This window comes from Mesorhizobium sp. WSM4976 (assembly GCF_029625685.1).
In the GTDB taxonomy this organism is placed as follows: Bacteria; Pseudomonadota; Alphaproteobacteria; order Rhizobiales; family Rhizobiaceae; genus Mesorhizobium.
On sequence record NZ_JARTVT010000018.1, the window covers coordinates 39,889 to 65,889 of the forward strand.

At 65.1% G+C, this 26,001-nt stretch carries 24 protein-coding genes and 1 pseudogene; 7 read left to right on the forward strand and 18 right to left on the reverse strand.

Annotated features, from left to right (window positions below; all coding sequences use genetic code 11):
- Positions 1-38 precede the first annotated feature (38 nt).
- Positions 39-446, reverse strand: a complete 408-nt coding sequence (locus tag P9272_RS21715; protein WP_128257663.1) for a 4-oxalocrotonate tautomerase family protein — start codon at positions 444-446, stop codon at positions 39-41.
- A gap of 113 nt (positions 447-559) precedes the next feature.
- On the opposite strand from P9272_RS21715, the gene P9272_RS21720 reads away from it, so the two are divergent.
- The gene (locus P9272_RS21720; RefSeq protein WP_278162118.1) at positions 560-1,414 is read left to right on the forward strand and encodes a LysR substrate-binding domain-containing protein; all 855 of its coding nucleotides are present in this window, start codon (positions 560-562) and stop codon (positions 1,412-1,414) included.
- Between the two features lie 150 nt (positions 1,415-1,564).
- Here P9272_RS21720 and P9272_RS21725 read toward each other — a convergent pair whose 3' ends face one another.
- The 3 genes from P9272_RS21725 to P9272_RS21735 form a co-directional block, all read right to left on the reverse strand.
- Positions 1,565-2,482 (reverse strand): DMT family transporter, encoded by a 918-nt coding sequence (locus tag P9272_RS21725; RefSeq protein WP_278162119.1) that lies wholly within the window; start codon positions 2,480-2,482, stop codon positions 1,565-1,567.
- A 40-nt stretch (positions 2,483-2,522) separates the two neighbouring features.
- Complete coding sequence (locus P9272_RS21730) at positions 2,523-3,416, reverse strand: DMT family transporter (protein WP_128257665.1); 894 nt, start codon at positions 3,414-3,416, stop codon at positions 2,523-2,525.
- Between the two features lie 146 nt (positions 3,417-3,562).
- Positions 3,563-5,062, reverse strand: coding sequence for a peptidase S10 (locus P9272_RS21735; RefSeq protein WP_278162120.1), 1,500 nt, complete (start codon positions 5,060-5,062; stop codon positions 3,563-3,565).
- Positions 5,063-5,363: 301 nt separating this feature from the next.
- Here P9272_RS21735 and P9272_RS21740 point away from each other — a divergent pair, with 301 nt between their 5' ends.
- Entirely contained in the window at positions 5,364-5,870 is a 507-nt protein-coding gene (locus P9272_RS21740) for an OsmC family protein (RefSeq protein WP_278162121.1), read from the forward strand.
- Between the two features lie 278 nt (positions 5,871-6,148).
- Here P9272_RS21740 and P9272_RS21745 read toward each other — a convergent pair whose 3' ends face one another.
- The 13 genes and pseudogenes from P9272_RS21745 to P9272_RS21805 form a co-directional block, all read right to left on the reverse strand.
- Positions 6,149-6,373 (reverse strand): hypothetical protein, encoded by a 225-nt coding sequence (locus tag P9272_RS21745; protein WP_041008353.1) that lies wholly within the window; start codon positions 6,371-6,373, stop codon positions 6,149-6,151.
- 170 nt (positions 6,374-6,543) lie between these two features.
- Positions 6,544-7,287 (reverse strand): SDR family NAD(P)-dependent oxidoreductase, encoded by a 744-nt coding sequence (locus tag P9272_RS21750; RefSeq protein ID WP_278162122.1) that lies wholly within the window; start codon positions 7,285-7,287, stop codon positions 6,544-6,546.
- A gap of 86 nt (positions 7,288-7,373) precedes the next feature.
- A complete protein-coding gene (purF, locus tag P9272_RS21755) occupies positions 7,374-8,849 on the reverse strand; it encodes an amidophosphoribosyltransferase (protein ID WP_278162123.1) in 1,476 nt (491 codons plus the stop codon).
- 114 nt (positions 8,850-8,963) lie between these two features.
- Entirely contained in the window at positions 8,964-9,674 is a 711-nt protein-coding gene (locus P9272_RS21760; RefSeq protein ID WP_278162124.1) for a CvpA family protein, read from the reverse strand.
- A 42-nt stretch (positions 9,675-9,716) separates the two neighbouring features.
- The gene (gene radA, locus P9272_RS21765; RefSeq protein ID WP_128257671.1) at positions 9,717-11,120 is read right to left on the reverse strand and encodes a DNA repair protein RadA; all 1,404 of its coding nucleotides are present in this window, start codon (positions 11,118-11,120) and stop codon (positions 9,717-9,719) included.
- 4 nt (positions 11,121-11,124) lie between these two features.
- Entirely contained in the window at positions 11,125-12,615 is a 1,491-nt protein-coding gene (locus P9272_RS21770) for a replicative DNA helicase (protein ID WP_041010739.1), read from the reverse strand.
- Positions 12,616-12,813: 198 nt separating this feature from the next.
- The gene (locus P9272_RS21775) at positions 12,814-13,779 is read right to left on the reverse strand and encodes a small ribosomal subunit Rsm22 family protein (RefSeq protein WP_278162127.1); all 966 of its coding nucleotides are present in this window, start codon (positions 13,777-13,779) and stop codon (positions 12,814-12,816) included.
- A gap of 3 nt (positions 13,780-13,782) precedes the next feature.
- Positions 13,783-14,106, reverse strand: coding sequence for a YnfA family protein (locus tag P9272_RS21780; protein WP_128257673.1), 324 nt, complete (start codon positions 14,104-14,106; stop codon positions 13,783-13,785).
- A gap of 67 nt (positions 14,107-14,173) precedes the next feature.
- Positions 14,174-15,466, reverse strand: a complete 1,293-nt coding sequence (locus P9272_RS21785) for a cyclopropane-fatty-acyl-phospholipid synthase family protein (protein WP_278162129.1) — start codon at positions 15,464-15,466, stop codon at positions 14,174-14,176.
- Between the two features lie 230 nt (positions 15,467-15,696).
- Positions 15,697-16,281, reverse strand: a complete 585-nt coding sequence (gene rplI, locus P9272_RS21790) for a 50S ribosomal protein L9 (protein WP_095816078.1) — start codon at positions 16,279-16,281, stop codon at positions 15,697-15,699.
- A 163-nt stretch (positions 16,282-16,444) separates the two neighbouring features.
- Positions 16,445-16,660: pseudogene (rpsR, locus tag P9272_RS21795) on the reverse strand (30S ribosomal protein S18); the annotation flags it as partial.
- Positions 16,660-17,154 (reverse strand): 30S ribosomal protein S6, encoded by a 495-nt coding sequence (rpsF, locus tag P9272_RS21800; protein ID WP_128257675.1) that lies wholly within the window; start codon positions 17,152-17,154, stop codon positions 16,660-16,662. The gene rpsF and the pseudogene rpsR, both read right to left, overlap by 1 nt.
- 591 nt (positions 17,155-17,745) lie before the next feature.
- Positions 17,746-18,663, reverse strand: coding sequence for an NADP-dependent oxidoreductase (locus tag P9272_RS21805; RefSeq protein ID WP_278162130.1), 918 nt, complete (start codon positions 18,661-18,663; stop codon positions 17,746-17,748).
- A gap of 107 nt (positions 18,664-18,770) precedes the next feature.
- Between P9272_RS21805 and P9272_RS21810 the strand changes: the two genes are divergently transcribed.
- Positions 18,771-20,174: a PLP-dependent aminotransferase family protein gene (locus P9272_RS21810; protein WP_278162131.1), complete on the forward strand. Its 1,404-nt coding sequence runs from the start codon at positions 18,771-18,773 to the stop codon at positions 20,172-20,174.
- 59 nt (positions 20,175-20,233) lie between these two features.
- On the opposite strand, the gene P9272_RS21815 is transcribed toward P9272_RS21810, so the two are convergent.
- On the reverse strand, positions 20,234-22,168 hold the full coding sequence (locus P9272_RS21815; protein ID WP_128257678.1) for an LTA synthase family protein: 1,935 nt from the start codon (positions 22,166-22,168) through the stop codon (positions 20,234-20,236).
- 278 nt (positions 22,169-22,446) lie between these two features.
- Here P9272_RS21815 and fabD point away from each other — a divergent pair, with 278 nt between their 5' ends.
- From fabD to fabF, 4 genes are all read left to right on the forward strand, one after another.
- A complete protein-coding gene (gene fabD, locus P9272_RS21820; protein ID WP_278162132.1) occupies positions 22,447-23,388 on the forward strand; it encodes an ACP S-malonyltransferase in 942 nt (313 codons plus the stop codon).
- 60 nt (positions 23,389-23,448) lie between these two features.
- Positions 23,449-24,186 carry a 3-oxoacyl-[acyl-carrier-protein] reductase gene (fabG, locus tag P9272_RS21825; protein ID WP_042637932.1) on the forward strand — a complete coding sequence of 246 codons (738 nt, stop codon included), beginning with the start codon at positions 23,449-23,451 and terminating at the stop codon, positions 24,184-24,186.
- A 202-nt stretch (positions 24,187-24,388) separates the two neighbouring features.
- Positions 24,389-24,625 (forward strand): acyl carrier protein, encoded by a 237-nt coding sequence (locus P9272_RS21830; protein ID WP_006203723.1) that lies wholly within the window; start codon positions 24,389-24,391, stop codon positions 24,623-24,625.
- A gap of 34 nt (positions 24,626-24,659) precedes the next feature.
- Positions 24,660-25,922 carry a beta-ketoacyl-ACP synthase II gene (gene fabF / locus P9272_RS21835; protein WP_278162133.1) on the forward strand — a complete coding sequence of 421 codons (1,263 nt, stop codon included), beginning with the start codon at positions 24,660-24,662 and terminating at the stop codon, positions 25,920-25,922.
- Positions 25,923-26,001: the final 79 nt, after the last annotated feature.

The following is a 26,001-nucleotide window of genomic DNA, read 5'->3' on the forward strand; positions in this document are numbered from 1 at the left end:
CGCCCCCTTCCGCACAAGAAGACAAGGGCGAGACGGCGCTATGCCGTCTTTAGCCTGCCGCTGATGAAGCGGAATTCCTGGCTCTTGCCGCCATAGCCATAAGCCGGCGCCGGTACTTCGTGCACGAAGGCATAACTCTCCTCATGCACCCCACCGAGCAGCCGGCCGAAAGCCTCGAAGATTGCCTTGAGATAGGCTTCGAGCTCGAGCTTGGTGTTGGTGCCGTCGACCACCTTGATGTCCAGCCAGAACGTGTTGGTCCCATGCTCGGCCAGCAACTTTCCGCCGGCGAACCAGTGCTGCGGATCGATATAGTTGACCGCGACCGCGGTGATCGTCGGGTCCTTGCGTAGCTCCTTGGCGGTGATCTCGGTGATGTCCTTGGCGATCGCGGCCGACAGCTTCGCGTCGGGCTTGCCGGTGACGCTGATGTTGATGATCGGCATTTTTTCGTCTCCATCGAGTTTGGCGTCTCGCGCCTTCGATGGAGAATCATGCCATCATGATAACATCAATAAAATCGAATTGTTTTTGAGAAACACTTCGATATCATCGAAGTGTGGAAACCCTCGATCCTGACCTTTTGAAGACCTTTCTGGCCTTTGTCGACGGCGGCTCGCTCGCCAGGGCCGCGTCCGCCGTCGGCCGCACGCCGTCGGCGGTGACCGCGCAGATGCAGCGGCTGGAGGAGATCGTCGGCGAGCCCTTGCTCACTCCGCAGGGCAGGGGACGCGGGCTGACGCCGGCCGGTGAGGACCTTGTCGGTCATGCCCGGCGCATCCTTGCCGTGCACACCGAGGCATGGCTGGCGCTAAAAGGCGCGCGCGCCGGCGGCCGCATCGCCATCGGCACGACGCAGGATTTCGCCGACCATGGGCTGCCGGACTTGCTCAGAGCCTTTGCCTTCAGCCATCCGCGTGTGAGGATCGAGCTGCGTGTCGGCCGATCCCTGGAGCTCGGCTCGGCGCTGCAGGCAGCCCAGTTGGACCTCGCGATCACCATGCGCCATGCTCCGTCGCCGGACGAAACGGCCATGATCAGCGAGCCAATGCTGTGGCTTTGCTCGGAAAAGGGCTTGGCGGCCCGGTCGGAAGCCGTGCCGCTGGCGCTGCTCGATCCCTATTGCGGCTTCCGCGATGCAGCGCTCAACGCGCTCGATGCCGCCGGCCGCCGCTACCGGATCGCCGGCGGCAGCGCCAGCCTTGCCGGCCTGCGTGCCGCGGTCAATGCGGGCATCGCACTGACGCCGCGCACCCGGCGCTTTGCCCATTCCGGCATCGTCGAAGCGCCTGCCGATCTCGACCTGCCGCCATTGCCGATGGCCGACTTCGCCATCCGGCTCGGTCGCGAAGCTCCGCGCCCGGCGCGGGATTTGGCTGAGCTGCTGGGCGATGGCCTCGCCCTGCCGTCGTAACCGGCCAGGAAGTCCCCAAAGAAAAAGCCGACCTTTTTGCGGGTCGGCTTCTAGTCGGACGGGTCGAGGGGTTTGGGGGGACTTGGGGGGTGACCCGTCAAGCTAACAATGCCTGAGCCGGACGATGGTTCCGTGACTGGCGAAATATTTTTACGAGCGCGCCGATTTGGCCCTCAGCCAGTCGCGGCCGGCATGGGCAAAGACCGCGCAAAGCACGATGGCGCCGCCGATGACGCTGGCCATGGGCGGGGCTTCGCCGAGGAAGATCAGGGCAAACAGGATGGCGAACGGCACCTCGGCCGAGCCCAGCAGACCGGATTCGGCGGCAGGGACAAGCCGCGAGCCTTCCGTCCACAGGATAGAGGCCAGCGCGAAGGAGCACCCGAAGGCGGCAAGCAGCACCACGTCGCGCGTCGAGACGGCCAGCGGATCGGTGACGAACCAGCCGAGCACGAAGAGCAGGAAGGCCGAGACCGCGCCCGCCCACACGACCGGCGAGTTGCGGAAGGCGCGCACCATGATCATGTAGAGCGCGCTGCCCGTGGTCATCAAAAGCGCCAGCCCGTCGCCGAACAGATGGCCGCTGCCGAGGCCGCCGCCCACCATGATGGCGACGCCGCACAGCGAGACGGCCGCGGCCATCATCGTCTGCAGCCGGAATTTCTCTTGCACCAGAAGGAAGGCGAGAAGTGCGGCGATGAAGGGTGAGGTCGCGTAGATGACCGCAACATTGGCGACATAGGTGTATTTGAACGCCGAGATGAAGGCGATGCTGGCGGCGGCACCCTCGACCGCGAGCAGCCAGCCGCGCCAGCCCAGTCTCAGGCTCTCACGCCCGCCCGAGCGGCGGCGACGCCGCAGCACGTAGAGCGCGATCAGGATCGAGCCGAAAAATCCGCGCCAGCAGGTGATGGTCAGAGGATCGGCATGGATCGACTTGGTCAGCACGCCGGTGAGCGCGAAGGCGATGGCCGATGCCGACACCAGGATAATGCCGAGCGTGCGCTCGGCCGCTGCGTCGGCGGCGGCAGGCGTGAGCTTCTCCGGCATGTCAAGCGTGTCCGTCATGGTGCCAGCCTAACCGGGGAATCCTGACAGCCCTCTGTCATCAGGCCTGCTCCCGCTTGCGGAAACCTTCATTGCCCACGATGAGCAGGCCGGCGCCGATGATCAGCGCCGCGCCCATAAACACCTCCGTGCGCGGCACGTCGCCCCAGATGGCGTAGCCCAGCGCGAAGGCCCACACCAGCGAGGTGTATTCGAACGGCGCCACGATCGACACCGGCGCGCGCTTCATGCCTTCGAACAGCGCATATTGCGCCACCCCGCCGAGTGCCCCAACGCTGATGAGCAAAAGAAGCTGCCGCCAATCGGGCATGCGCCACCACAGCAGCGCCGGCACCGCCGAAAAGAGCAGGAAATAGAAATTGTTGAGCACGAGCTGGACCGTCGTGCGCTCTTGCAGTGCCGTCTTGCGTAAGAGCACGACGGCGATGCCCCACAGCACGGCGGCAGCCAGCACCAGAAGCACCGGCACGGAAAGGCCGAGCCGCGTCGGATCGCAGGCGATAAATACCCCGACGAAACCGATGAACACCGCGATCCAGCGTAGCAGCGGCACGGTCTCGCCCAGAATCAGCACCGACAGCACGGTGACGATGATGGGTGCTGCGTAATAGATGGTGGTGAGCTCTGCGAGCTGCAGCGAGCGTGCGGCGTTGTAGTAGCAAAGCCAGGCGGCCAGCGTGAAGGCGCTGCGCACCAGCATCGGCTTGACGATCGGCGAGTCGATCGTGTCGGCGAACACCCGCTTCCCGCCGATGGCGCCGCAGCCGAGGAGCACGGCGATCGAGCGCACGAACATGATCTGCCAGACCGTCATCCCGGCGACCAGAAGCTTGATCGACGCGTCTTGCGCCGAAAACAGGAAATAGGCGGCAGCCGTGAACAGGATGCCGGCCAGCACCCTTTCGCGGCTTTCGAGGACGACGACTTCGGCCATGCGGTTTCAGCGTGTTTGCGTGAGGCGGTTCCGCCCCAGTCGGGACCGTTGCTCCAGCTATACGGGCGAAAGCTTGCACGGCGCTGCTCCAGCGCGGCGCTTGCGTTGGCGCAGGTCGTTGCCCGTTGCCGGAGGCTGGTCGAGGACTACTGCGTCGCCTGGTAGAGTTCCGATGCCGCGTCCTTCAGTGCGCGCCGTCCGTCGGGCCGCAGATACATCATGTGCCCGCCTTCGACGACGTCGAGACTGATCGGCTTGGCATTTGATAGCGAAGGAAGCTGGTTCACCAGATAGCGCGAGGTGAGATAGGGCGTGACGAGGTCGGTATAGCCGTTGACGATGACGACACCGAGGGCAGGATTGAGCGAACGCGCCCGCTGCAAGTCGTTCATCACGCCGGCATAGCCCTGGCCCGAGGTGCCGTAGTCCCAGTTGCGGGTGACCTCGCCATTGAGCAGCCGGTAGCTGACATCGGTGCGGTAGTTGAGCTCTTCGCGGGCATAGGCGACGAAGGCGGAGGTCAGCACCGGAACGCTGCGGTCGAGAACCGGATCGGGGCCGGCGTCGCGCGCGCTTTGCGGCGCGATGTCGGCGGTGCCGATGGTGGCGTCATAGGGGCTGAGCACCTTGCCCGTGGCGCGCTGGAATTCCTTGGCGAAAAGCCCGATAGGGATGCGGGCGAAATTGCGCTGGACGAGCTCGAGCGGCAGGCCGGTGATCTCCGAAACGCGTCCGCTGGCGAGCTTGCCGCCTTGTTCCAGGCCGCTGTTCAACGCCGTCAGGTAATCGCCGAGCGCGTAATGCTCGACCTCGGCCAGCCTGCCGCGCAGCGCGTCGCCGCTCACGCCATCGCCCTTCATGCGGGTCGCCGCCAGCGACGGCAGCTCCAGCGCCCAATGCAATTGATCGAACTGGTCGGGCCGCACCAGCATGAACTCCAGCGCCGGCGAGATCAGCACGATGCCGCTGGGGCTCAGGCCCACATCCTCCTGCAGCGTGCGGGCAAGCAGCGCCGCGCGAAAGCCGCCATAGCTTTCGCCGGCGAGGAACAGCGGCGATCCGGTGCGGCCGTTCTGCGCCAGATAGAGACGGATGAAGGCCCCGATCGAGCTGGCGTCCGCGTCGACGCTCCAGAATTCCTTGCCCTCATGCCCCGGCGCTTCGCGGCTGTAGCCGGTGCCGACCGGATCGACGAAGACGAGGTCGCTCATGTCGAGCCAGCTGTCGGGATTGTCGATGAGCTTTTGCGGCGGCCGCCGGAATTCGCCGTCGGCGGCGGTCTCGACGATGCGGGGTCCGATGGCGCCGAGATGCAGGTAGGCAGACGCCGCGCCCGGCCCGCCATTGAAGACGAACGTGATCGGCCGATCCTTGGCCGGGGCGGGCGACTGCTGCGTGTAGGCGACATAGAAGATCTCGGCCGTGACCTCGCCCTTGCCCGACAGGAGCGACAGCGTGCCGGTCTTGGCCTGGTAGTCCAGCTTGCGCCCGCCAAGCGTGATCGAATGCTCGGTCACCTGCGGCGGCGGCAAGAGTGACAGCACGCCGCCTTGGGGCGCCGGGCGCTCGGGTGCTTCCGCGGCGAAGCCCGGCTGAGCGAAGGCGGCGAGCGCCAGGAAAGCAAGAGAGATGAGCTTGGATCGCATGACGGCTCCGCGCGGAAGGACATCGCAAAAGTATGGCCGGAACGAATGAAGTCAAAGAAACTATTAGCAAACGTCGAGTTCCTTCGCGCCCCCTCTGGGCTGCCGGTCATCTCCTCCCACGAGGGGGGAGATCAGATGTCGCGTCGGCCTTCGCCAATCTCCGACGTTGACGAAAGGACGCCACCGGCGAAGCTGCCAATCTCCCCAAGTGGGGGAGATGTCCGGCAGGACAGAGGGGGGCGCTGTCCCGCCGGCGTAACAGTGCTATCAAGCTCGGAGACGTATCGAAGAGGACCGCATAATGGACGCGACCGCACTCAAGGCCATGCAGGCTCCGCTGAAGGAAGCCTATCGCGACGATGCCGCCAAGGCGCTGATCACGCTGAGAGCGCGCGGCACGCTCGACGACCAGTCGATCGCCTGCAAGGTCGAGACGGGCAGGGCGCTCTCGGTTGCCGGCCTTCATCCGGCCACCGGCGGCTCGGGCCTCGAGCTATGCTCGGGCGACATGTTGCTGGAGGCGCTGGTCGCTTGCGCGGGCGTGACGCTGAAGGCGGTGGCTACCGCGCTGGAGTTCAAGCTCGGCAACGCCACCGTCGAGGCCGAGGGCGACCTCGATTTCCGCGGCACGCTCGGCGTTGCCCGCGACGCGCCGGTCGGTTTTCGCGCGATAAGGCTGAAATTCGACCTCGACACCGACGAGCCGCAGGAGCGCATCGATTCGCTGATGAAGCTGACGGAGCGCTACTGCGTGGTGTTCCAGACGATCAACAACAAGCCGGCGTTGGGCGTGAGCGCGGGGCGCTGATACAGCCAATCTCCCCCCTTGTGGGGGGCGCTGTCCCGCCGACGTCAGGCACTTAGCGCTACAGCGCGGCCCATGCCTTCGTCATACTCGGGCTTGACCCGAGTATCCATGCCGTGACCCTTGCCGTGAGGCGCAGCGGTGCAGAATTCTGTAATCGCAACAACGCCTGACCGTAGCGGCATGGATTCCAGGGTCTGCGCGCGTCGCTTCGCTCCTTGCTCCGCCCTAGAATGACGAAGCAGAAGGTCGCGCCCTTCAAGGAAGGAGAGATCAGCCCCCTACTGCGCCGACGGCGTCTCGGCGTCCCCTTCATCGGTAAAGGGTGAGGCGCTCGGCACGCACTGCACGGCCCAACCCTGCGGCGTCGGCTGCTTCTGATATTCGGTGATGGCGTTGGTGCATTGCTCGCGGGTGTCGAAGGTGCTGGGCAGCACCACCATGCCGCCTTGCGGGCCGGCGATCACCAGATACCAGACCAACGCTACGCTGGGAGTGGCGGCCATGGAAATTCCTCTTTGCTGGATGTGGGAGTCGGATCAATCCTAGCAACTCCCCTCGGATGGCGAAAGCAGGGCGGCGGTACACGCTTCCGCAGAGCCGTTCACAGACCCGTGAAGAGGGCCTTCGCCCAAGCGGGTTCGGTCGACCGCGACGCGCTTTTCTGAACTCGAGTTTATTCCGGCTGACGGTAGGCGACGAAGCGGTTGTGCTTGGCCTGGAAGATCAGGCCTGTCTCCTTCAACGCCGGACTTGCCAGCGGCACGATGCGCCGGGCGATCTCGGCAGGGTGCGGCAGCGTCTCCGGATCCTCGCCGGGCATGGCCTGCGCGCGCATTGCCGTGCGGGTGGCGCCCGGATCTGCGGCATTCACCCTCAGCGGCAGGCTCTCGGTCTCATGCGCCCAGGAACGCATCATCGTCTCGACCGCGGCCTTGGACGCCGCGTAGGGCGCCCAGAAGGCACGCGCCGAATGCGCGGCGTTGGAGGACATGACGATGGCGCGCCCGGCGTCGGAGAGCCGCAGCAGGGGATCGACCGAACGGATCAGCCGCCAGGTCGCGGTGACGTTGACGGTCATCACTTTCTCGAAAGTCTTGGCCTCGACATGGCCGATCGGCGAGATGACGCCGAGCACGCCGGCATTGGCGACGAGGATGTCGAGCTTGCCCCAGCGTTCATGGATTGCGCCGCCGAGACGATCGATGCCCGGCATGTCGGTCAAATCGAGCGGTACCAGCGTCGCCTGTCCGCGGCCATCGGCTTTGATCTGGTCATCCAGCTCTTCCAGTCCGCCGACCGTGCGCGCAACCGCGATCACATGCGCGCCGGCCGCCGCCAGTTCCCTGGTGATGAAATAGCCGATGCCGCGCGAGGCGCCGGTGACGACCGCGACGCGGCCGGAAAGATCGAGGGTCATGCGAGAATTTCCGTGGGCTAAAGCAATTCCAGGAAAGGTGTCTGACGGTTTTCCGTCCGGAATTGCGTCAAAACAGATACCGCGACCTACGACCCGCTCGACGCTAGCAGCGACAGCGTGCGCACATTGTCGTGGCCTTCGAAGTCGAGCAGGCGGGTGGGGTACTGTCCCGTGAAGCAGGCGTCGCAGAATTGCGGCTGGTCGTTGTCGCGGCGCGCCTCGCCGACGGCGCGGTAGAGCCCGTCGATCGACAAGAAGCCGAGCGAATCAACGCGGATGAACTCCGCCATCTCCTCGACCGACATGCGCGAAGCAAGCAGCTTCGACTTCTCGGGCGTATCGACACCGTAGAAGCAGGATGCGCTGGTCGGCGGCGAGGCGATGCGCATGTGCACTTCCTTCGCGCCAGCGTCGCGCACCATCTGCACGATCTTCTGGCTGGTGGTGCCGCGCACGATCGAATCGTCGACCAGCACCACGCGCTTGCCCTCGATCATGCGGCGGTTGGCATTGTGCTTGAGCTTCACGCCCATGTGGCGGATCGAATCGCCGGGCTGGATGAAGGTGCGGCCGACATAGTGGTTGCGGATGATGCCGAGCTCGAAGGAGATGCCGGCGGCCTGTGAGAAGCCGATCGCGGCCGGCGTGCCGGAATCCGGCACGGGCACGACGATGTCGGCCTCGACCGGGTTTTCCTGCGCCAGTTCCGCACCAATGCGTTTGCGCACCTCGTAGACGTTGCGGCCCTCGACCGAGGAATCCGGCCGCGCGAAATAAACATATTCGAAGATGCAGAAGCGCGTCTTCTGCGGCTCGAACGGGAAGATGCTCTCGATCCCCTTGGAGGTGATGACCACCATCTCGCCGGGCTTGATGTCGCGCACGAAGCGGGCGCCGATGATGTCGAGCGCGCAGGTCTCCGAAGCAAGGATCCAGGCGCCGTCGAGATCGCCCAGCACCAGCGGACGGATGCCGAGCGGATCGCGGCAGCCGATCATCTTTTTGGCTGTCATCGCCACCAGCGAGAAAGCGCCCTCGACCTGGCGTACGGCATCGATGAAGCGCGAGTTCAGATCGCGCTCCTTGCTGGTCGCGACCAGATGCAGCAGCGTCTCGGTGTCTGACGTCGAGGAGAAGATCGAGCCCTGCTTCTGCAGCGCGCGCTGCACGGTGAGCGCATTGGTGAGGTTCCCGTTATGGGCTACCGCAAGACCGCCCTCCGACAACTCGGCGAAGAAGGGTTGGATGTTCCGCACGCCGGCGCCGCCCGTCGTGGCGTAGCGAGTGTGGCCGATGGCGCGATTGCCCTGGAGGCTGTCGATGACGCGTTGCTTTGTAAAGGTGTCGCCGATCAGGCCGACATGGCGTTCGACATGGAACTGGGTGCCGTCATAGGAGACGATGCCGGCCGCTTCCTGGCCTCGGTGCTGCAGGGCGTGCAGGCCGAGCGTGACAATGGCCGCCGCGTCCTGCCGGCCGAAGATGCCAAACACGCCGCATTCGTCGTGGAAATGGTCGTCGGCCTCGGCGGAAAGGACATTGCCTGCCGTTGAGTCTGCCATCTGGTGCTCAAGCTCCGCTAAAGCCGCCATATAGGGCGATCTCTCACGGAACGCAACGCACCTCGTCAGGCATTCACAAATTGCCTCAGGCCAGCACTGTGGCTGGCCTGCACTTCAATTTGCCGGCGCCGGAGCGGGAGCCGGGGCCGGCGCCGGCGCCGGAGCGGGAGCTGGGGCCGGCGCGGGCGTGGCCGGTTCGCTGTCGGCCGGGGCCTCGCCCTCGCTGTCGTCAGGCGCCGTCGCGTTGTCGTCGCCGGTGGCAGGCGGCTCGGCTGCGGGCTGGTCGGTCGTGGCCGGCGCGCCGGTCTGCGGCGTGCCCTTATGCGTGTATTTGTTGACCAGCTCCTCGGTGTTCTCGGGCAGCACGCTTTGGAGCTTGGCGCCGATCGTCTCGAGCAACGGCCGCGACTTGGCGTTGGCGATCCAGGCGGGCGCCTTGGCGCCAGCCAGCCAGTTGAAGAACAAGAGCGCCACCGCGACCACCAGGATGCCGCGCGCCGCGCCATAGAGGAAGCCGAGCGTCCGGTCGAGCGCGCCGATGCGCGAATCGATGATCCAGTCGGCAAGCTTCATGGTGATGACGGAGACGACGATCAGCGCGATGAGGAAGACGATGCCCGCGGAAGCAGCCATCGCGATCTTGTCGTTGTCGATATAGGGCTGCACATAGGGCAGGACCGGCTTATAGAAGAAGAACGCCGCCGCCGCCGCTGCTGCCCAGGAAACCACCGACAGCACTTCGCGGGAGAAGCCGCGCACCATGGCGAGCATTGCCGAGACCAGGGTGAAGCCAACGAGGATTCCGTCAAGCAGCGTAATCGGCATGGTTCTCGCCCCACTTCCTGTCTCGCGGCCTGATGAGCCGCATCACTCCTCGTCGTCGGCACGGCCGCGCCGTGAGCCGGCTATGCGCGCCACAAGGTCGGCAAGCTCGGTGGGCTGGAACGCGCCGGCCCCGATCCCCCCGGCAACTTCCTCGCTGCCAAGCGGCAGCACCGCGCTTCCAAAGCCCAGCTTTTCGGCTTCCTTGAGGCGCTGCTGCGCATGCGCAACGGGCCTCACGGCGCCCGATAGGCTGATTTCGCCGAAATAGACGCAATCGGCGGGAAGGGCAAGACCGGTGAGCGACGAAACCAGCGCGGCGGCGACCGCCAGATCGGCCGCCGGCTCCGAGATACGGTAGCCGCCGGCGACGTTGAGATAGACGTCGTGCTGGCCGAAGCGCACGCCGCAATGCGCCTCGAGCACGGCAAGCACCATCGACAGCCGCGCGCCATCCCATCCGACCACGGCGCGGCGCGGCGTGCCGAGCGAGGAGGGCGCCACCAGCGCCTGGATTTCGACCAGCACCGGCCGCGTGCCTTCCATGCCCGCGAACACCGCGGCGCCCGGCGACTTTGCATGGCGTTCGCCGAGGAAAAGCTCGGACGGATTGGAGACCTCGCGCAGACCCTTGTCCGACATTTCGAACACGCCGATCTCGTCCGTCGGCCCGAAACGGTTCTTCACCGTGCGCAGGATGCGGAAATGGTGGTTGCCTTCGCCCTCGAAATAGAGCACGCCGTCGACCATGTGCTCGACCACACGCGGGCCGGCGATCTGCCCCTCCTTGGTGACATGGCCGACGAGCACGATCGCAGCACCCGTGGATTTCGCGTAGCGGATCATGGCTTGAGCGGACGCGCGCACCTGGGTGACGGTGCCCGGCGCCGAATCGGCAAGGTCGGTCCACAGCGTCTGGATGGAATCGAGGATGACGAGGTCCGGCCGCTTGCCGTCGGCGATGGTCGCCAGAATGTCCTCGACATTGGTTTCGGCTGCGAGTTCGACCGGCGTCGAGGCGACGCCAAGGCGCTGGGCGCGCAGCCTGATCTGCGCGACCGCTTCCTCGCCCGAGACATAGACAATGCGATGGCCCTTGGAGGCGAGCGCGGCGGCGGCTTGCGTCAAAAGCGTCGACTTGCCGATGCCGGGATCGCCACCGACCAGAAGCGCCGAACCGCGCACGAAGCCCCCGCCGGTGGCGCGGTCGAGCTCGCCGATGCCCGACACGATGCGCGGCGCGTCCTCGATGTCGCCGGCGAGGCTGGTCAGCACCACGGCGCGGCCCTTGCGAGCGTTGCGCGTGTTGGCCGGCCCTGAGCCGATGCCGCCGGCGGTGCCTTCCTCGACCAGCGTGTTCCACTCGCCGCAGGCATCGCATTTGCCGGCCCAGCGCTGATGCACCGAGCCGCAATTCTGGCAGACGAACTGAACGCGGGGTTTGGCCAAAGAGCTACTCAAACCTCTCCGGCAGATGATGCTCTTCCGCCAGATCGGAGAAGCGCGTGAATTCGCCGTGGAAGGCGAGGCTGACGGTGCCGGTCGGTCCGTGGCGCTGCTTGGCCACGATGCACTCGGCCTTGCCGCGCGCCTCGTTCATCTCGTTTTCCCACTTGACGTATTCCTCGGTGCCGAGCTTCGGCTCGCGGTTCTTGAGGTAATACTCCTCGCGATAGACGAACAGCACCACGTCGGCGTCCTGCTCGATCGAGCCCGATTCGCGAAGATCCGAGAGTTGCGGGCGCTTGTCGTCGCGGCTTTCGACCTGGCGCGACAGCTGCGACAGCGCGATGATCGGCACGCCGAGCTCCTTGGCGAGCGCCTTGAGGCCCGTGGTGATCTCGGTGATTTCCTGGACGCGGTTCTGCGAGGCGCGCGCGCTCGATCCCTGCATCAGCTGGATATAGTCAATGACGATGAGGTCGAGGCCGCGCTGCCGCTTCAGCCGACGTGCCCGGGCGGAAAGCTGCGCGATCGAGATGCCGCCGGTCTGGTCGATGAACAGCGGAATCTTCTGCATCGTCTGCGAGCAGGCGACCAGCTTCTCGAAATCCATCTCGGTGATCTCGCCGCGACGGATTTTTGAGGACGAGATCTCGGTCTGTTCGGAGATGATGCGGGTGGCGAGCTGCTCCGACGACATTTCCAGCGAGAAGAAGCCGACGACGCCGCCATTGGCGGCCTTGAATGTGCCGTCGGCTTGCTGTGCCGGGACGTAAGCCTCGGCGATGTTGAAGGCGATGTTGGTGGCCAAGGAGGTTTTGCCCATGCCGGGGCGTCCGGCGAGCACGATCAGGTCGGAGGGCTGCAGGCCGCCCATGCGGCGGTCGAGGTCGCGCAGGCCGGTCGAAATGCCGGAGAGATGGCCGTCGCGCATATAGGCGGCGTTGGCCATGTCGACGGCGGTCTTGACCGCATCGTTGAAGCTTTCGAAGCCGCCGTCATAGCGGCCGGTTTCGGCGAGCTCGAACAGACGGCGCTCGGCGTCCTCGATCTGCTCGGACGGCGACATGTCGACCGGCGCGTCATAAGCGATGTTGACCATGTCCTCGCCGACGGTGATCAGCGCGCGGCGCGTCGCGAGATCGTAGATAGCGCGGCCGTAGTCGGTGGCATTGACGACGGTGACGGCCTCGACGGCGAGCCGCACGACATATTGCGCCACCGTCATGTCGCCGACCTTCTCGTCGGCCGGCAGGAAGGTCTTCAGCGTGATCGGCGTCGCGATCTTGCCCATGCGGATCAGCTCGGACGCGACTTCGAAGATGCGGCGGTGCAGCGGCTCGTAGAAATGCGCAGGCTTCAGGAAATCCGAGACACGGTAGAAGGCGTCGTTGTTGACGAGGATGGCGCCAAGCAGCGCCTGCTCGGCCTCGATGTTGTTCGGTGCCTCGCGATAAAGCGGCGTTTCCGCCGCGCCGAATTTCAGTGCCGCCTCTGCCATGATATCCCCGATTTCGATCCCGCCTCCTCGATATCAGAACGGGAAGATTCGATGCTGACCTTTCTGCAACAGTACGATTCTGACCGACCTTGATGCTCGCGATTCACAGCCAAAATTTTCTGGTGGAAAGAATCGTCATTGACTCGAATCGAAGAGGCTGAAGATAGCTCTTCAAAAGAGAACAAAACAAGAAAATTCCTATCGCAGCGTGTCGCCCCAGTCCGCCCGTCGAGCCGCCTTGAAGACATCGCCGTCGCGCTTGCTGAACAGGCGCTCGTCGGCGCTGCCGTCCGGCTGACAGAGTTTCAGCACAACCTTGCCGGAGCCGCCTTTCGGCGGTGCGATCACCCGTGGCAAGCGCGCCCGCGCCGGCTGCCGGGAGGCAGCGAGATAGACGAATTTCTCATCCTCCCATGGCACGTCGGCCTCCTTGACCAGGCGATGCAGGCGCGAGCGGGCGACGCGGCGCGAAAAATGGCACCAGTCGGGCGGCGCGAGCGGGCAGGGCCCCTCATGCGGACAGGGTGCCAGGATATGCGCGCCGGCGGCAATCAGTTGCTGCCGCGCCGCAAGCATGCGCTGCCAGCCGGCGGGCGTGCCGGGCTCGACGACGAACAGCGTGTCGACGGTAAGCTGCCAGAGGCGATCGACGAGCTTCGGCAGCGAGGCCGGCGCGACTTCGTCGAGCACATAGGCGATGCTGACGAGGTCGGCGGGCTTGAGGCCATCGAGATCGATGGTGGCGTCGCCGGCGACCCATTCGGTGCGGGCGGCGATCGTGCCGGCTGCGAGCGACTGCCCGACCTTGCGTACCGCGGCGCTTGCCTCGACTAGAACCGCCTGTTCCAGCTCCGGCCAGGCGTCTGTCGTGGCCCAAAGCATCGTGCCAGGTCCGGCGCCGATGTCGAGCAACGTCCCCGGCTGGAAATCCGGTCGCGAATCGGCCAACGCCGTTAGGCTGGCGCGCACGGCGGCATAGGTGGCGGGCAGCCGCGTCGCCAGATAGGCCTTGACCGCCATGTCCTCGCCCATATGCAGGCGGCCGTCGCGCAGCTCGGCGCGGTAGCGTTCGGACAGCGTCTTTGCAGCCTGCTTGAGCACCGGCAGCGGCACCTTCTCGAGCATGCTGTCGACGCCTTGGCGCAGCTGGGCAGGAAGCTCCATCGCTCAAATCCCGCGCGGCGCAAGCAGGATGACGGAGGCGCCGACGATACAGAGCGCTGCGCCCGCCAAGTCCCAGCGGTCGGGACGCACCCCTTCGACCAGCCAGAGCCAGCCAAGCGAAGCCGCAATGTAGATGCCGCCATAGGCGGCGTAGGCGCGGCCCGCCGCCTCCGTCCCGACCAGCGACAGAAGGAAGGCGAACAGCGCCAGCGATGCGAGGCCTGGGAGAAGCCAGAGCGGCGATTTCTCCAGCCGCCACCACGCCCAGAACGAAAAGCAGCCGGCGATCTCGGCAAGCGCTGCGGCGGTATAGATGAGATAGGTCATGAAAAAGGTCTCGCGAACGAGACCTTTTTCATGGCGTCAGCCCGCGATGGCAAGCGGCAATGCGTGTCTATTCCACCGCCTTGCGGCGACGGGTCGGCTTGGGCGTGGCGGCAGGCGCAGCCGGTTCTGGACGGTCGTGGTCGCGCAGCTCCAACGCTTTCTCGCACTTGGCGATGTAGTCGCGCGTCATCGGCAGCGTGTCGTTCTTCTTGGCGATCTGGAACTGGAAGATCACCAGGTCCTGCCAGCGGAAGGCGGCTTCCGAGGCAGCAAGATAGAATTCCCACATCCGACAGAAGCGCTCGTCATAGATTGCCTTGGCCTTGTCGCGGTTGGCGGCAAAGCGTGCGCCCCAGTGCTTCAGCGTGTCGGCGTAGTGCAGCCGCAGGATTTCTATGTCCGTCACCACCAGGCCCGACCTCTCGATCGCCGGCATCACCTCCGACATCGCCGGGATGTAACCGCCCGGGAAAATGTATTTGCGGACGAAGGCGCTGGTCGCCCACGGCACGCCGGAACGGCCGATCGTGTGGAGCAGCATCACGCCGTCCGGCTTGAGCAGCGTCGCGGTCTTGTCGAAGAAGGTTCGGTAATGGTTGACGCCGACATGCTCGAACATGCCGACCGACACGATGCGGTCGAAGCGCTCGTTGATGTGCCGATAGTCCTTGAGCTCGAAATGCACGCGGTCCTGCAGGCCTTGCGCATGCGCGCGATCGGTGGCGACGCCATGCTGCTCGGTGGACAGCGTGACGCCCTGCACGTCGACGTCGAAGATCCTGGCGAGATAGAGGCCGAGCCCGCCCCAGCCGGAGCCGATGTCGAGCACCGTCTGGCCAGCCTTGAGCCGCAGCTTTGCGGCGATGTGGCGCTTCTTGGCAAGCTGCGCCTCGTCCAGCGTCATGTCAGGCTGCTCGAAATAGGCGCAGGAATACTGCATGTCCTCGTCGAGGAAGAGCTTGTAGAGCTCGCCCGACAGGTCGTAGTGGCGCTGCACGTTGCGGCGCGAGCGCGCGGCGGTGTTGATCTGCTGCAGCCGGCGGAAGGCATGGCGCAGACCCTCGATCGCCTTCGACCAGGACACGTCAATGCCGCTCGAGCCCATGTTCTGGAACGCGATGCGCATCAGCCCGAGAACGCCGCCCTCCAGCACGTCCAATTCGCCGTCCATATAGGCCTCGGGCACCGCCAGCATCGGATCGAAGGTGATGGCACGCTCGGCATGCGACGTCTTGATGTGGATATGCACCGGCTCGCCGCTGCCGTCGCCGAATCTGTGCGTCGTGCCCTTCGGTCCGGTCACCTTGAGGTCGCCGGCGCGCACCAGGCGTTCGAGAACGTGCTTCAAAAGGATATTCATGACCAAATGTCCCCTCAGTCGGATCACCCGGTAATCGGACTGGAATGCCAGAACGAAAGTGCCACAGCGCGTCGTCCGCGTCCAATCGACGCGCCACGCTGTAATGTGCACAAGATATGGGGTGTCGAAAAGTTCCTTTTGGCACAAAAAAGCCCGGGTCGGAGACCCGGGCGTTGGTCCAGAAATCCCGGACGTCTGCGGGCCGAAGCGACGCTTCGGAAATGCAGTGATTAGGCGTTCTCTTCGCCGCCTTCGAATTCGGCGTTCGGGTCGAAGAAATTCTCCGGCCGGGCGTTGTCGTTGATGTCCTCGCCATAGATTGCCTCGGCGGTGGTCAGCGTCTCGCCCTTGGCCTGGCGCTCCGCCTCGTCGGCCGAACGCGCGATGTTGAGCGTCACGGTGACCTGGACCTCCGGATGCAGCGCGATCGCCACGTTGGAGAGGCCGATGGTCTTGATCGGCTGGTTGAGCTCGATCTGGTTGCGGCTGACGGTGAAGCCCTCGGCGGTGAGCAGCTCGGCGATGTCGCGGGTCGACACGGAGCCGTAGAGCTGGCCGGTCTCACCGGCCGAGCGCACGACGATGAAGCTCTTGCCGTCGAGCGTCTCGGCGATCTTGGAGGCTTCAGACTTGCGCTCCAGGTTGCGGGCTTCGAGCTGGGCGCGCTGGCCCTCGAACTTCTTCTTGTTGGCTTCGTTGGCGCGCAGCGCCTTGCCCTGCGGCAGCAGGAAATTGCGGGCGAACCCGTCCTTGACCTTCACGGTCTCGCCCATCTGGCCGAGGCGGGAAATGCGCTCGAGGAGAATGACTTCCATGGTTTCGTTCCTTCGTCTTGGGTCGATCGAGGATCGACGCTGAATGAATAGGAACAGGTCAGGAAGCTTGGCGCGGCGTCGCCGCTCTTGTCGCTGTCCTGCCTGTCTGGGCAGTTAGAGGCATAGGCCCCAACTCGGGATTTGGTATGAAACCGTCGCGGCGACGGGCGCGCTTGATCGCCTTGGCGAGCTCGCGCTGCTTCTTCTGGCTGACGGCGGTGATGCGCGACGGGACGATCTTGCCGCGCTCGGAAATGTAGCGCTGCAGGAGACGCACGTCCTTGTAGTCGATCTTGGGCGCATTGGCGCCGGAGAACGGGCAGGTCTTGCGGCGGCGATGGAACGGACGCCGGGTCGGGATCTGGTTGATGTCGACCATTATTCTGCACCCCCTTCAGAGCCTTCGCGCGGGCGGCGCGGACCACGGTCGCCGCCGTCACGGTCGCCGAACGAACGCGGACCACGGTCGCCGCGGTCGCGGTCGCCGAAGGAACGCGGGCCACGATCGCCACGGTCGCGGTCGCCGAAGCCGCCGCGCTCGGAGCGCTCTTCGCGCTTCTGCATCATCGCCGAAACGCCTTCCTCATGCGCCTCGACCTTGATGGTCAGGAAGCGCAGGACGTCTTCCGACAGGCCCATCTGGCGCTCCATTTCGTTGAGCGCGGCTGGCGGGCAGGTGATGTCCATCAGCGTGTAGTAAGCCTTCCGGTTCTTCTTGACCCGGTAGGTGAGGGACTTCAGTCCCCAGTTCTCGATCCGGCCGACCGAGCCGCCATTCGCGGTGATGACGCCCTTGTACTGTTCGACAAGCGCGTCAACCTGCTGCTGCGACAGGTCCTGCCGGGCAAGAAACACATGTTCGTAAAGAGCCATTATGTCTTTCTGCCTTTCTTCGTTTCTCTGTCCGGCCCTCGCGGCTAAGCCTCTGCAACTTGTCTGACCCGACGGAGCGGGGAAGAAAGGAGCATCGCGAGACGGTCGAGAGCGGAGACACGGGAGGCTGGAAGCCCTTCTGGCTTCGTGTCGTGGCCTTGAAAGACCACGGCCCTCCGTTCAGCCCCCAGCAAGGACCGGCAGATTGGAGGCGTCTATACAGCAATTTCCCGGGAAGGCAAGGGCGGCAGCCAGGATTGTCGTAAGCACATGAGTCGTCCGGATTAGGTAGCACATGAGTTGTCCGGTTTTATCGCCAGCGAATGGAGGCTGGGGATGGGACGGACAGCATGGCTACAGGACCGGAGAATGCATAGTTTCGGGACGTTTTGAGCCGCTGGAATGGCGGCGATCTTTCGCTGATGGAGGCAGGTGAGCCCGGCACGCTGCAGCGACTATTACGCCGTCGAGGACCCGGCCAAGCTGCCCAACGTCTTCCAGACCGTCGCCAACAAATTCTCCAGGCTGCAGTTCACCAACTGACGAGGGTTGGCAAGGGAACGTATGCGCGATGCGCCCCTGCCAGCCGGTTCACGGACGGACGCGGATGACCGTTTTTCCGGCGCGTCGCTCGGTCGAGTTGAAGGCGGAGACCGCCTCGTCGAGGCGTGCGACTTTGCCGATGTTCGTCCGCAGTCGTCCATCCCGCACCCGCTGCACGATCTCACTCAGTTGGGCGCGATCGGACTCGACCACGAAATCAATCACCAGGCCATCCACGGGCCGTGTCTCGGCCGGGCCGACGGCGGTCACCAGCGTGCCCCCGGCTCGAATCAGCGCTGCGGAGCGCTTCTGAATGTCGCCGCCGATGACATCGAACACCAGGTCGACTCGACCGACGTCTTCCAGGGTGTCGTTATCGAGATCGACAAACGCATTTGCGCCGAAGCCGATCGCCTTCTGACGGTCGGTGGCGCGTCCTGTGCCAATGACATAGGCGCCGGCCTCGCGTGCGAGTTGCGTCACCATCGACCCGACTGCGCCGGCCGCGCCGTGGGCGATGACGCTCTGGCCCGCCTGAAGGCGACCATGTTGAAACAGTCCCTGCCATGCGGTCAGGCCCGAGATCGGCAGGCTCGCGCCCACCGTGAAGTCGACATCGCCTGGCAGCGGCGCGAGGTTGCGTGCCTCCATGGCCACATATTCCGCCAGCGTCCCGTCGCGGTGCCAGTCGGCAAGGCCGAACACGCGTTGTCCCAACGAGAGCCCCGTCGTGCCGTAGCCGAGAGCGGTGACCACCCCCGCCAGTTCGTGCCCAGGGATCGATGGGGTCCGGTCACGATCGCGGCGGTCGGCCCAGGTCGATGGCCACTCGAGTTCGGTTGGGACGAATCCCGATGCATGAACCTGGACAACGACGTCGTTGATCGCTGCCTGCGGCTCGGGCCGGTCCACCAGGGTCATCCCGGCAGTCCCTGCGGCCCGGTCCTCCACGACAATTGCTTTCATGAAACTGTCTCCTCGATCCTTGGTTACGTGACGATGGCCGGTAGATGTGTCCGGCTCTGGTTATGAAACAGGACCAAGATTGGCGGGAATGATGGTACCATTGCCCAATGACCGTCCTGCCCATCGATGTCGACCGTGCCGCAAGGACGCCGCTGGCGACGCAGATCTACCGGGCGTTCCGGGACGCCATAGAGACGGAGCGGCTGGACCCGGGGGCAAAGCTTCCTTCTTGGCGTGACATGGCCGCACAACTCGGCGTCTCGCGCGGCACCGTACGCGTCGCGTATCAGCGCCTTATAGACGAGCAGTTCGCCGTTGGCGCCGGCGCGGCGGGCACTCGCGTCGCCAAGCGCCGCTCGCTTTCGCCGCCGCCCTTGTCGTCGCCCGACTTGGCGCCACTGCCGGAGTTGTTCCAAACCTACGGAACGCCACCCTTGCCGTTCCAGATGGGCGTGCCCTCACAGGACGCCTTTCCGTTCAAGCTGTGGTCGCGCGTCGTCGCGCGGGCGGCGCGGAGGGCGGCGGCCGCGCCGGTCAGCTATCCCGATCCCCGGGGTGACCCGCAACTGCGAAAGGAGATCGCGGCCTACCTCGGAATTGCCCGGGGTCTTCGGTGCAGTCCCGCCCAGGTGTTCGTCACGGGAGGTTATTCCGGGGCGCTTGGTCTGGCGGTGCGGGCGCTGCAAGTGGAGGGGTCTCGAGCTTTGATCGAGGATCCGAGCTTCCCGATCACACGCAAAGCGCTCGATCTGGCTGGAATCACCGCGACGACCGTTCCGGTCGACGCCGAAGGCCTGGATGTCGCTTGTGCCATCCGGAGCGCCCAGGACGCGGCACTGGCAATCATCACGCCAGGGCAACATGCCCCGCTCGGGATGACGATGTCGCTGAGCCGCAGACTTGCGTTGCTCGCCTGGGCCCGGCGGAGCGACGCCTGGATCATAGAGGACGATTATCTGAGCGAGCTGCAACTGACCGGCCGGGCGGCTCCGGCGTTCGCATCGCTCGATCATGACGGACGGGTTCTCCATGTTGGCAGCTTCAGCAAGACGATCACCCCGGCTCTGCGCCTCGGCTTCGTCGTTGCGCCTACTGGAATGACTGGCCGGTTCGGTGACGTGTGCGCCTGCCTGGCTCCGGCTCCAGCCCTGGCACTTCAAGGCGCGGTGGCCGAGTTCCTGCGCGAGGGGCACTATATTCGGCATCTGCGGCGCATGAAGCGCCTCTACGCCTCTCGCCGGCAGGCCGTGCTCGACGGTCTCGCACAGATCGGGTCGAAGTCGCTGAAAGTCGAAGCCACTGCTGGCCTCGCGGTCATTGTCTCGACAACCGCCTCAATGTCCGATGCGGAGATCGCCGGCCGCGCCCGCTCGTTCGGCTTGGCTCCGTCGCCTCTTTCTCAATGGTGTGTCCGATCACCCCTCTCTCAGGGACTCCTGCTCGGCGTGACCAATTTGGATACGCGTCGGCTCGCACAGTATTGCCGACAACTCGCGCAAGCGGCGCAATAGCGCCAGGCGCGTTCAGTGACCACGGTTGCGGCGATCCCGCCTCCAAATAGCCGACCGGCTCAACTCGTATGCGCGACGAGCTTTTCCACCGTCTCAGGGAAGAAGTCGGGCGCCGAGTGGCGCTTGCCGAACATCATGTCGTACTGGATGAGGCGGAAATCGTTGATCTTCGGGTCGATCTGCTTCTGCCTCGCCCAGTCCGGCGTCGCTTCGCCCGCGGCTGACAGGAGCAGGTTGCGGTCGACCACCCGGTAATGCTCGCGCAGCGCGCCGAGAAAGCCGGTATAGTACGGGTGGGTGATGCCGGCTGCGGTGAGAATGTGATAGGGCAGGAAGGCCGGGCTCACCGAGCCCAGGTTTTGCACCGGACCGGAGCGGTTCGACCAGATCACCAACGGCGTGTCGTGATGCTCGAGCGCTGCCTCCGGGCTCGGCTCCTTGCGCGGCGCGACATTGTCCTTGAGGAAGCCGGTTTCGACATAGACGGGCCCTAGCGGCGGCAGGTGGTCGCCGAAGAAGGCGATGATGGTCGGCCGCTCACGCTTCTTCGCCCAGTCGATCAGCCGCTGCAGGCCGTGGTCGGCGTCGGCCGAGCCCTCGGCATAGGAAAGCAGCGATTCCCGCGCCCAGGAACTGATCGGCGCTTCGACCGAATGTGTCGGATTATAGTAGCGGTAGGGCTCGTAGGGGCCGTGGTTCTGCAGGCTGACGGCGAACAGGAACACTGGGTCGTCATCATCGTTGTCGTCGGCCTCGCGGATGATCTCGTCGGTCATCGCCGCGTCGGAAGCCAGCGGCCCGCGCTTTTCCATAGGCGGCAGCGTCTCCTCGGAGCGGAAGTCGCTGAAGCCGAAATCGGCGTAGACGGCGCCGCGGTTCCAGAACCAGTTGGTGCCGGGATGGATGGCGCGCGCCCGGTAGCCCTCGCTCTTCAGGAAGGTGGCCAGCGAGGGCGTTGGGCTGCGCACATATTGCTGGTAGGGAATCGAGCCGGCCGGCAGGAAGGCGTTGGAAAAGCCGGTCAGCGCCTCGAATTCGATATTGGCGGTCATGCCGCCGAATTCGGGCGAGAACATCGAGCCGGAGCGCAAGGCGCGCACGGTCGGGATCGGGTCCGGCTTGATCCCGACGCCTGGCAGTTGCGTCGGATCCCAGAAGGATTCGCTCATCACCACCACGATATCCGGCTTCTCGTCCGGCACCGAAGCGGCGATGTCAGGCCGCTGGATCGCGTCCATCGCCTTTTCGGAATAGCCCGGTGGCGCCGAGACATGCGCCATCGGCACGTTCATCGCGAAGGCTAGCGCAAAACCGTTCGAGGCGTAGTTTTCCTTCTGGTCCCACATGATCGGGATGATCTGCAGCCGGTCGCGCGTCCAGGAGAAGGTGGCGTAGTCCATGATCGAGACGAAGAAGGCGAGCAGCGGCACGGCAAGCGCCAGCCGCGCCAGGCGGCCCTTGCGGCTGAGGATCGGCACCCGCCGGCGCCAGGTCCGCCAGCCATAGACCAGCAGCGCCAGCCCGCCGACGATTGCCGCGGCCAGCATGATGGCCGTCCATGGCCGTTCGCGCACCAGAAGCGGCATCAGCGCCATGATCTGGCGGGCATAGAGGAAATCCGTCGGATAGAGCGGATCGCCGAGATAATGCGATTTCTGGTGTCCGACGAAGGCGAGCGCCAGCGTCAGCGGCGCCACGATCATCAGGCTCTGGTGGCTGCGGCCAATCACGGCGTCCAGTCCGACCAGCATCAGCGCGAAGACGATGATGGTGGTCCAGCCTGGCTTGAAGGGCTGCAGGAAGAAATCGACCGTGCCGAAGAAGTCACCGCGCACGATCCACTCGATCGCGAAGACGAGCAGGGCGGAGACAAGAAGTGTCGCCAGGCCGTAGCGTACGGTCGGCCAGGGTCGCCCCGGCAGGTAGCCGGTGGACGGATCGTCTTCCAAAAATCGCGGCACGGGCTTGGCCGCGCCTTTCCTGATCCTTGCCACTGAACTCCCCCGGGCCCTTGCAACACACCTTCCACGCGCGTCACGGCTCTGTCATCAAAGTGTCACGCAAAGCTAGCGCCTGTGGCGGAAATAAGAAGAGCCAGCAAACCAAACGTGAGCGGTTTTCATCAGGTGTGATCGCCAAAAAGCCCTTTGGGAACAGGGAGTCAGCCGGATTTTCCGGCTGAAATACGGCTTAAAGGGACGCCCTCGGGCTTGACTTGGCCGTCCGCCTTGCGCCAGAGGCAGGGAAAAACCAGCCTCTGGAGAGAGCAAAAATGGCCGTCGCATTCACCTTTCCGGGACAGGGCAGCCAGGCCGTGGGCATGGGCAAGGACCTCGCGGATCAATTCCCGGAAGCGCGCCGCGTCTTCGAGGAAGTGGACGCCGCGCTCGGCGAAAGCCTGTCGAAACTGATCTGGGAAGGGCCCGAAGAGACGCTGACGCTGACCGCCAACGCCCAGCCGGCGCTGATGGCGGTGTCGCTGGCGGCGATGCGGGCGCTCGAAGCGCGCGGCTTCTCGCTGAAGGATAAGGTTGCTTATGTCGCCGGTCATTCGCTGGGCGAATATTCAGCACTTGCCGCCGCCGGCTTCGTTTCGGTCGGCGACGCGGCGAAGCTCCTGCGCACCCGCGGCAACGCCATGCAGGCTGCGGTGCCCGCTGGCGAGGGCGCCATGGCGGCCATCATCGGCCTCGAGCAGGCCGATGTCGAAGCGGCGTGCGCGGAAGCGGCCAAAGGCTCCGTCTGCCAGGTCGCCAACGACAATGGCGGCGGCCAGCTGGTGATTTCAGGCGCCAAGGCGGCGGTCGAGCTGGCGGCGAAGCTGTGCACCGAAAAGGGCGCCAAGCGGGCGCTGATGCTGCAGGTTTCCGCCCCGTTCCACTCGGCGCTGATGGCGCCGGCGGCCGAGATCATGCGCGAGGCGCTGGCCGGCGTGGCGAAGCGGGCGCCGGTGGTCCCGGTCGTCTCCAACGTCACCGTGACACCGACCAGCGACCCGGGCGAGATCGCCCGCCGGCTGGTCCAGCAGGTGACGGGTCGCGTGCGCTGGCGCGAGACGGTGGAATGGTTCGGCGCCAATGGTGTCACCACGCTTTACGAGGTCGGCGCCGGCAAGGTGCTGTCGGGCCTCGCGCGCCGCATCAACCGCGACATCGCCACGGGCGCCGTCGGCACGGCGCCGGACGTCGAGACCGCGCTGGCGGCGCTTGCCTGACAGGCTGGCGATTTGACGGCACCTGTGCCAAGGGTGCCTCTCTGAGATCAGGAGAGAAAAATGTTCGAACTGACCGGCCGCAAGGCGCTCGTCACCGGCGCATCGGGAGGCATCGGCGAGGCGATCGCCAGGGTGCTGCATAGCCAGGGCGCCATCGTCGGCCTGCATGGCACGCGCGTGGAGAAGCTGGAAGCGTTGGCGGGTGAGCTCGGCGACCGCGTTAAACTGTTTCCGGCCGATTTGACCGACCGCGACGCGGTGAAGGCGCTCGGACAGAAAGCGGAAGCGGATCTCGAAGGCGTCGATATCCTGGTCAACAATGCCGGCATCACCAAGGACGGCCTCTTCGTGCGCATGTCGGACGCCGACTGGGACAGCGTGATCGAGGTCAATCTCACCGCCGTGTTCCGGCTGACCCGCGAGTTGACCCATCCGATGATGCGCCGCCGCCATGGCCGCATCATCAACATCACCTCGGTGGTCGGCGTCACTGGCAATCCCGGCCAGACCAATTACTGCGCCTCCAAGGCCGGCATGATCGGCTTTTCCAAGTCCCTGGCGCAGGAGATCGCCACCCGCAACATCACCGTCAACTGCGTCGCCCCGGGCTTCATCGAATCGGCCATGACCGACAAGCTCAACGACAAGCAGAAGGAGACGATCATGGCGGCCATCCCGACAAGGCGCATGGGCACCAGCGCCGAGGTCGCGTCCGCCGTTGCCTACCTTGCTTCCAACGAGGCGGCTTACGTCACTGGCCAGACCATTCATGTGAATGGTGGTATGGCGATGATCTGACCGGCCAAGCCCCAGACGCCTGTGAAAACAGCCATTTCGGCTTGGACGCCCGTCATTTTTCGTGTAATGCGGCCCGCAACCCGGCGGTTCGGGCAAAAACCGGTCCTGTGGCGTTGCGTTGCCCGCAAGACCATCTTTCAGCTTGATTAGCGGCATTCCGCCCGCTAACGAAGATCGACAACATGAGACGAGGATTGCCCAAATGAGTGACACCGCAGAGCGCGTCAAGAAGATCGTCATCGAGCATCTCGGCGTCGATGCCGACAAGGTGACGGAGCAGGCGAGCTTCATCGACGACCTGGGCGCGGACAGCCTCGACACGGTCGAACTCGTGATGGCGTTCGAAGAAGAGTTCGGCGTCGAGATTCCGGACGATGCCGCCGAGACGATCCTCACTGTTGGCGACGCCGTGAAGTATATCGACAAGGCCTCGGCCTGAGTTCTTTCGCAGGCATAACCGGGGAGGACCTGCGATGAGGCGTGTCGTCGTCACGGGCCTTGGCCTGCTTTCGCCGTTTGGCATGGGCGTCGAGCATAGCTGGCGGGAATTGCTTTCCGGCCGCAGCGCCTGCCGCCGCGTCACCGAGTTCGAAGTGGACGATCTTGCCTGCAAGATCGCCCACATCATCCCGCGCGGCGACGGCTCGAACGGCACCTTCAATCCGGAGGCCGTGCTCGAGCCGAAGGAACTGCGCAAGATCGGCGACTTCATCCTTTACGGCATCGCGGCGGCCGACGAGGCGCTGGCCGATTCCGGCTGGAAGCCTCAGACGCATGAGGACCAGTGCGCCACCGGCGTGCTGATCGGCTCCGGCATCGGCGGCATCGACGGCATCGCCGAAAACGCGATGATCCTCAAGGATCGCGGCCCGCGCCGCATCAGCCCCTTCTTCATCCCCGGGCAGATCATCAACCTGGTCTCGGGCCAGGTCTCCATCCGCCACGGCTTGAAAGGCCCGAACCACGCGGTCGTCACCGCCTGCTCGACCGGCGCCCACGCCATCGGCGACGCGGCCCGGCTGATCATGTGGGGCGATGCCGACGTCATGGTGGCGGGCGGCACCGAGGCGCCGATCACCCGGCTGTCGATCGCGGGCTTCGCCGCCTGTCGCGCGCTCTCCACCGAGCGTAACGACGCGCCGGAGACCGCGTCGCGACCCTATGACCGAGACCGCGACGGCTTCGTCATGGGCGAGGGCGCCGGCGTCGTCGTGCTGGAGGAGCTCGAGCACGCCAAGGCGCGCGGCGCCAAGATCTACGCCGAAGTCACCGGCTACGGACTGACCGGCGACGCCTACCATATCACCGCCCCAGCCGAGGACGGCGACGGTGCCTTCCGCTGCATGACAGCGGCGCTGAACCGGGCGAAGCTTTCTCCGGCCGATGTCGATTACATCAATGCCCATGGCACCTCGACTATGGCCGACACGATCGAGCTTGGCGCGGTCGAGCGGCTTGTCGGCAACGCCGCCTCGAAGATCTCGATGTCGTCGACAAAGTCGTCGGTCGGCCATCTGCTGGGCGCCGCGGGCGCCGCGGAAGCGATCTTCTCGATCCTCGCCATCCGCGACAACGTCGCCCCCGCCACCATCAATCTCGACAATCCGGAACGCGAGACGGCGATCGATCTCGTGCCGAACAAGCCGCGCCAGCGCCAGATAGACGTCGCGCTGTCGAATTCCTTCGGTTTCGGCGGCACCAACGCCTCGCTCGTGTTCCAGCGCTACAATGGCTGAAAGGCCAACCGGGGCAATCCCGGGAAGAGGCCGCGGCGCTCTTCCCGGGATTGCTCGGAAAACCAGTCGGCAGTCCCGC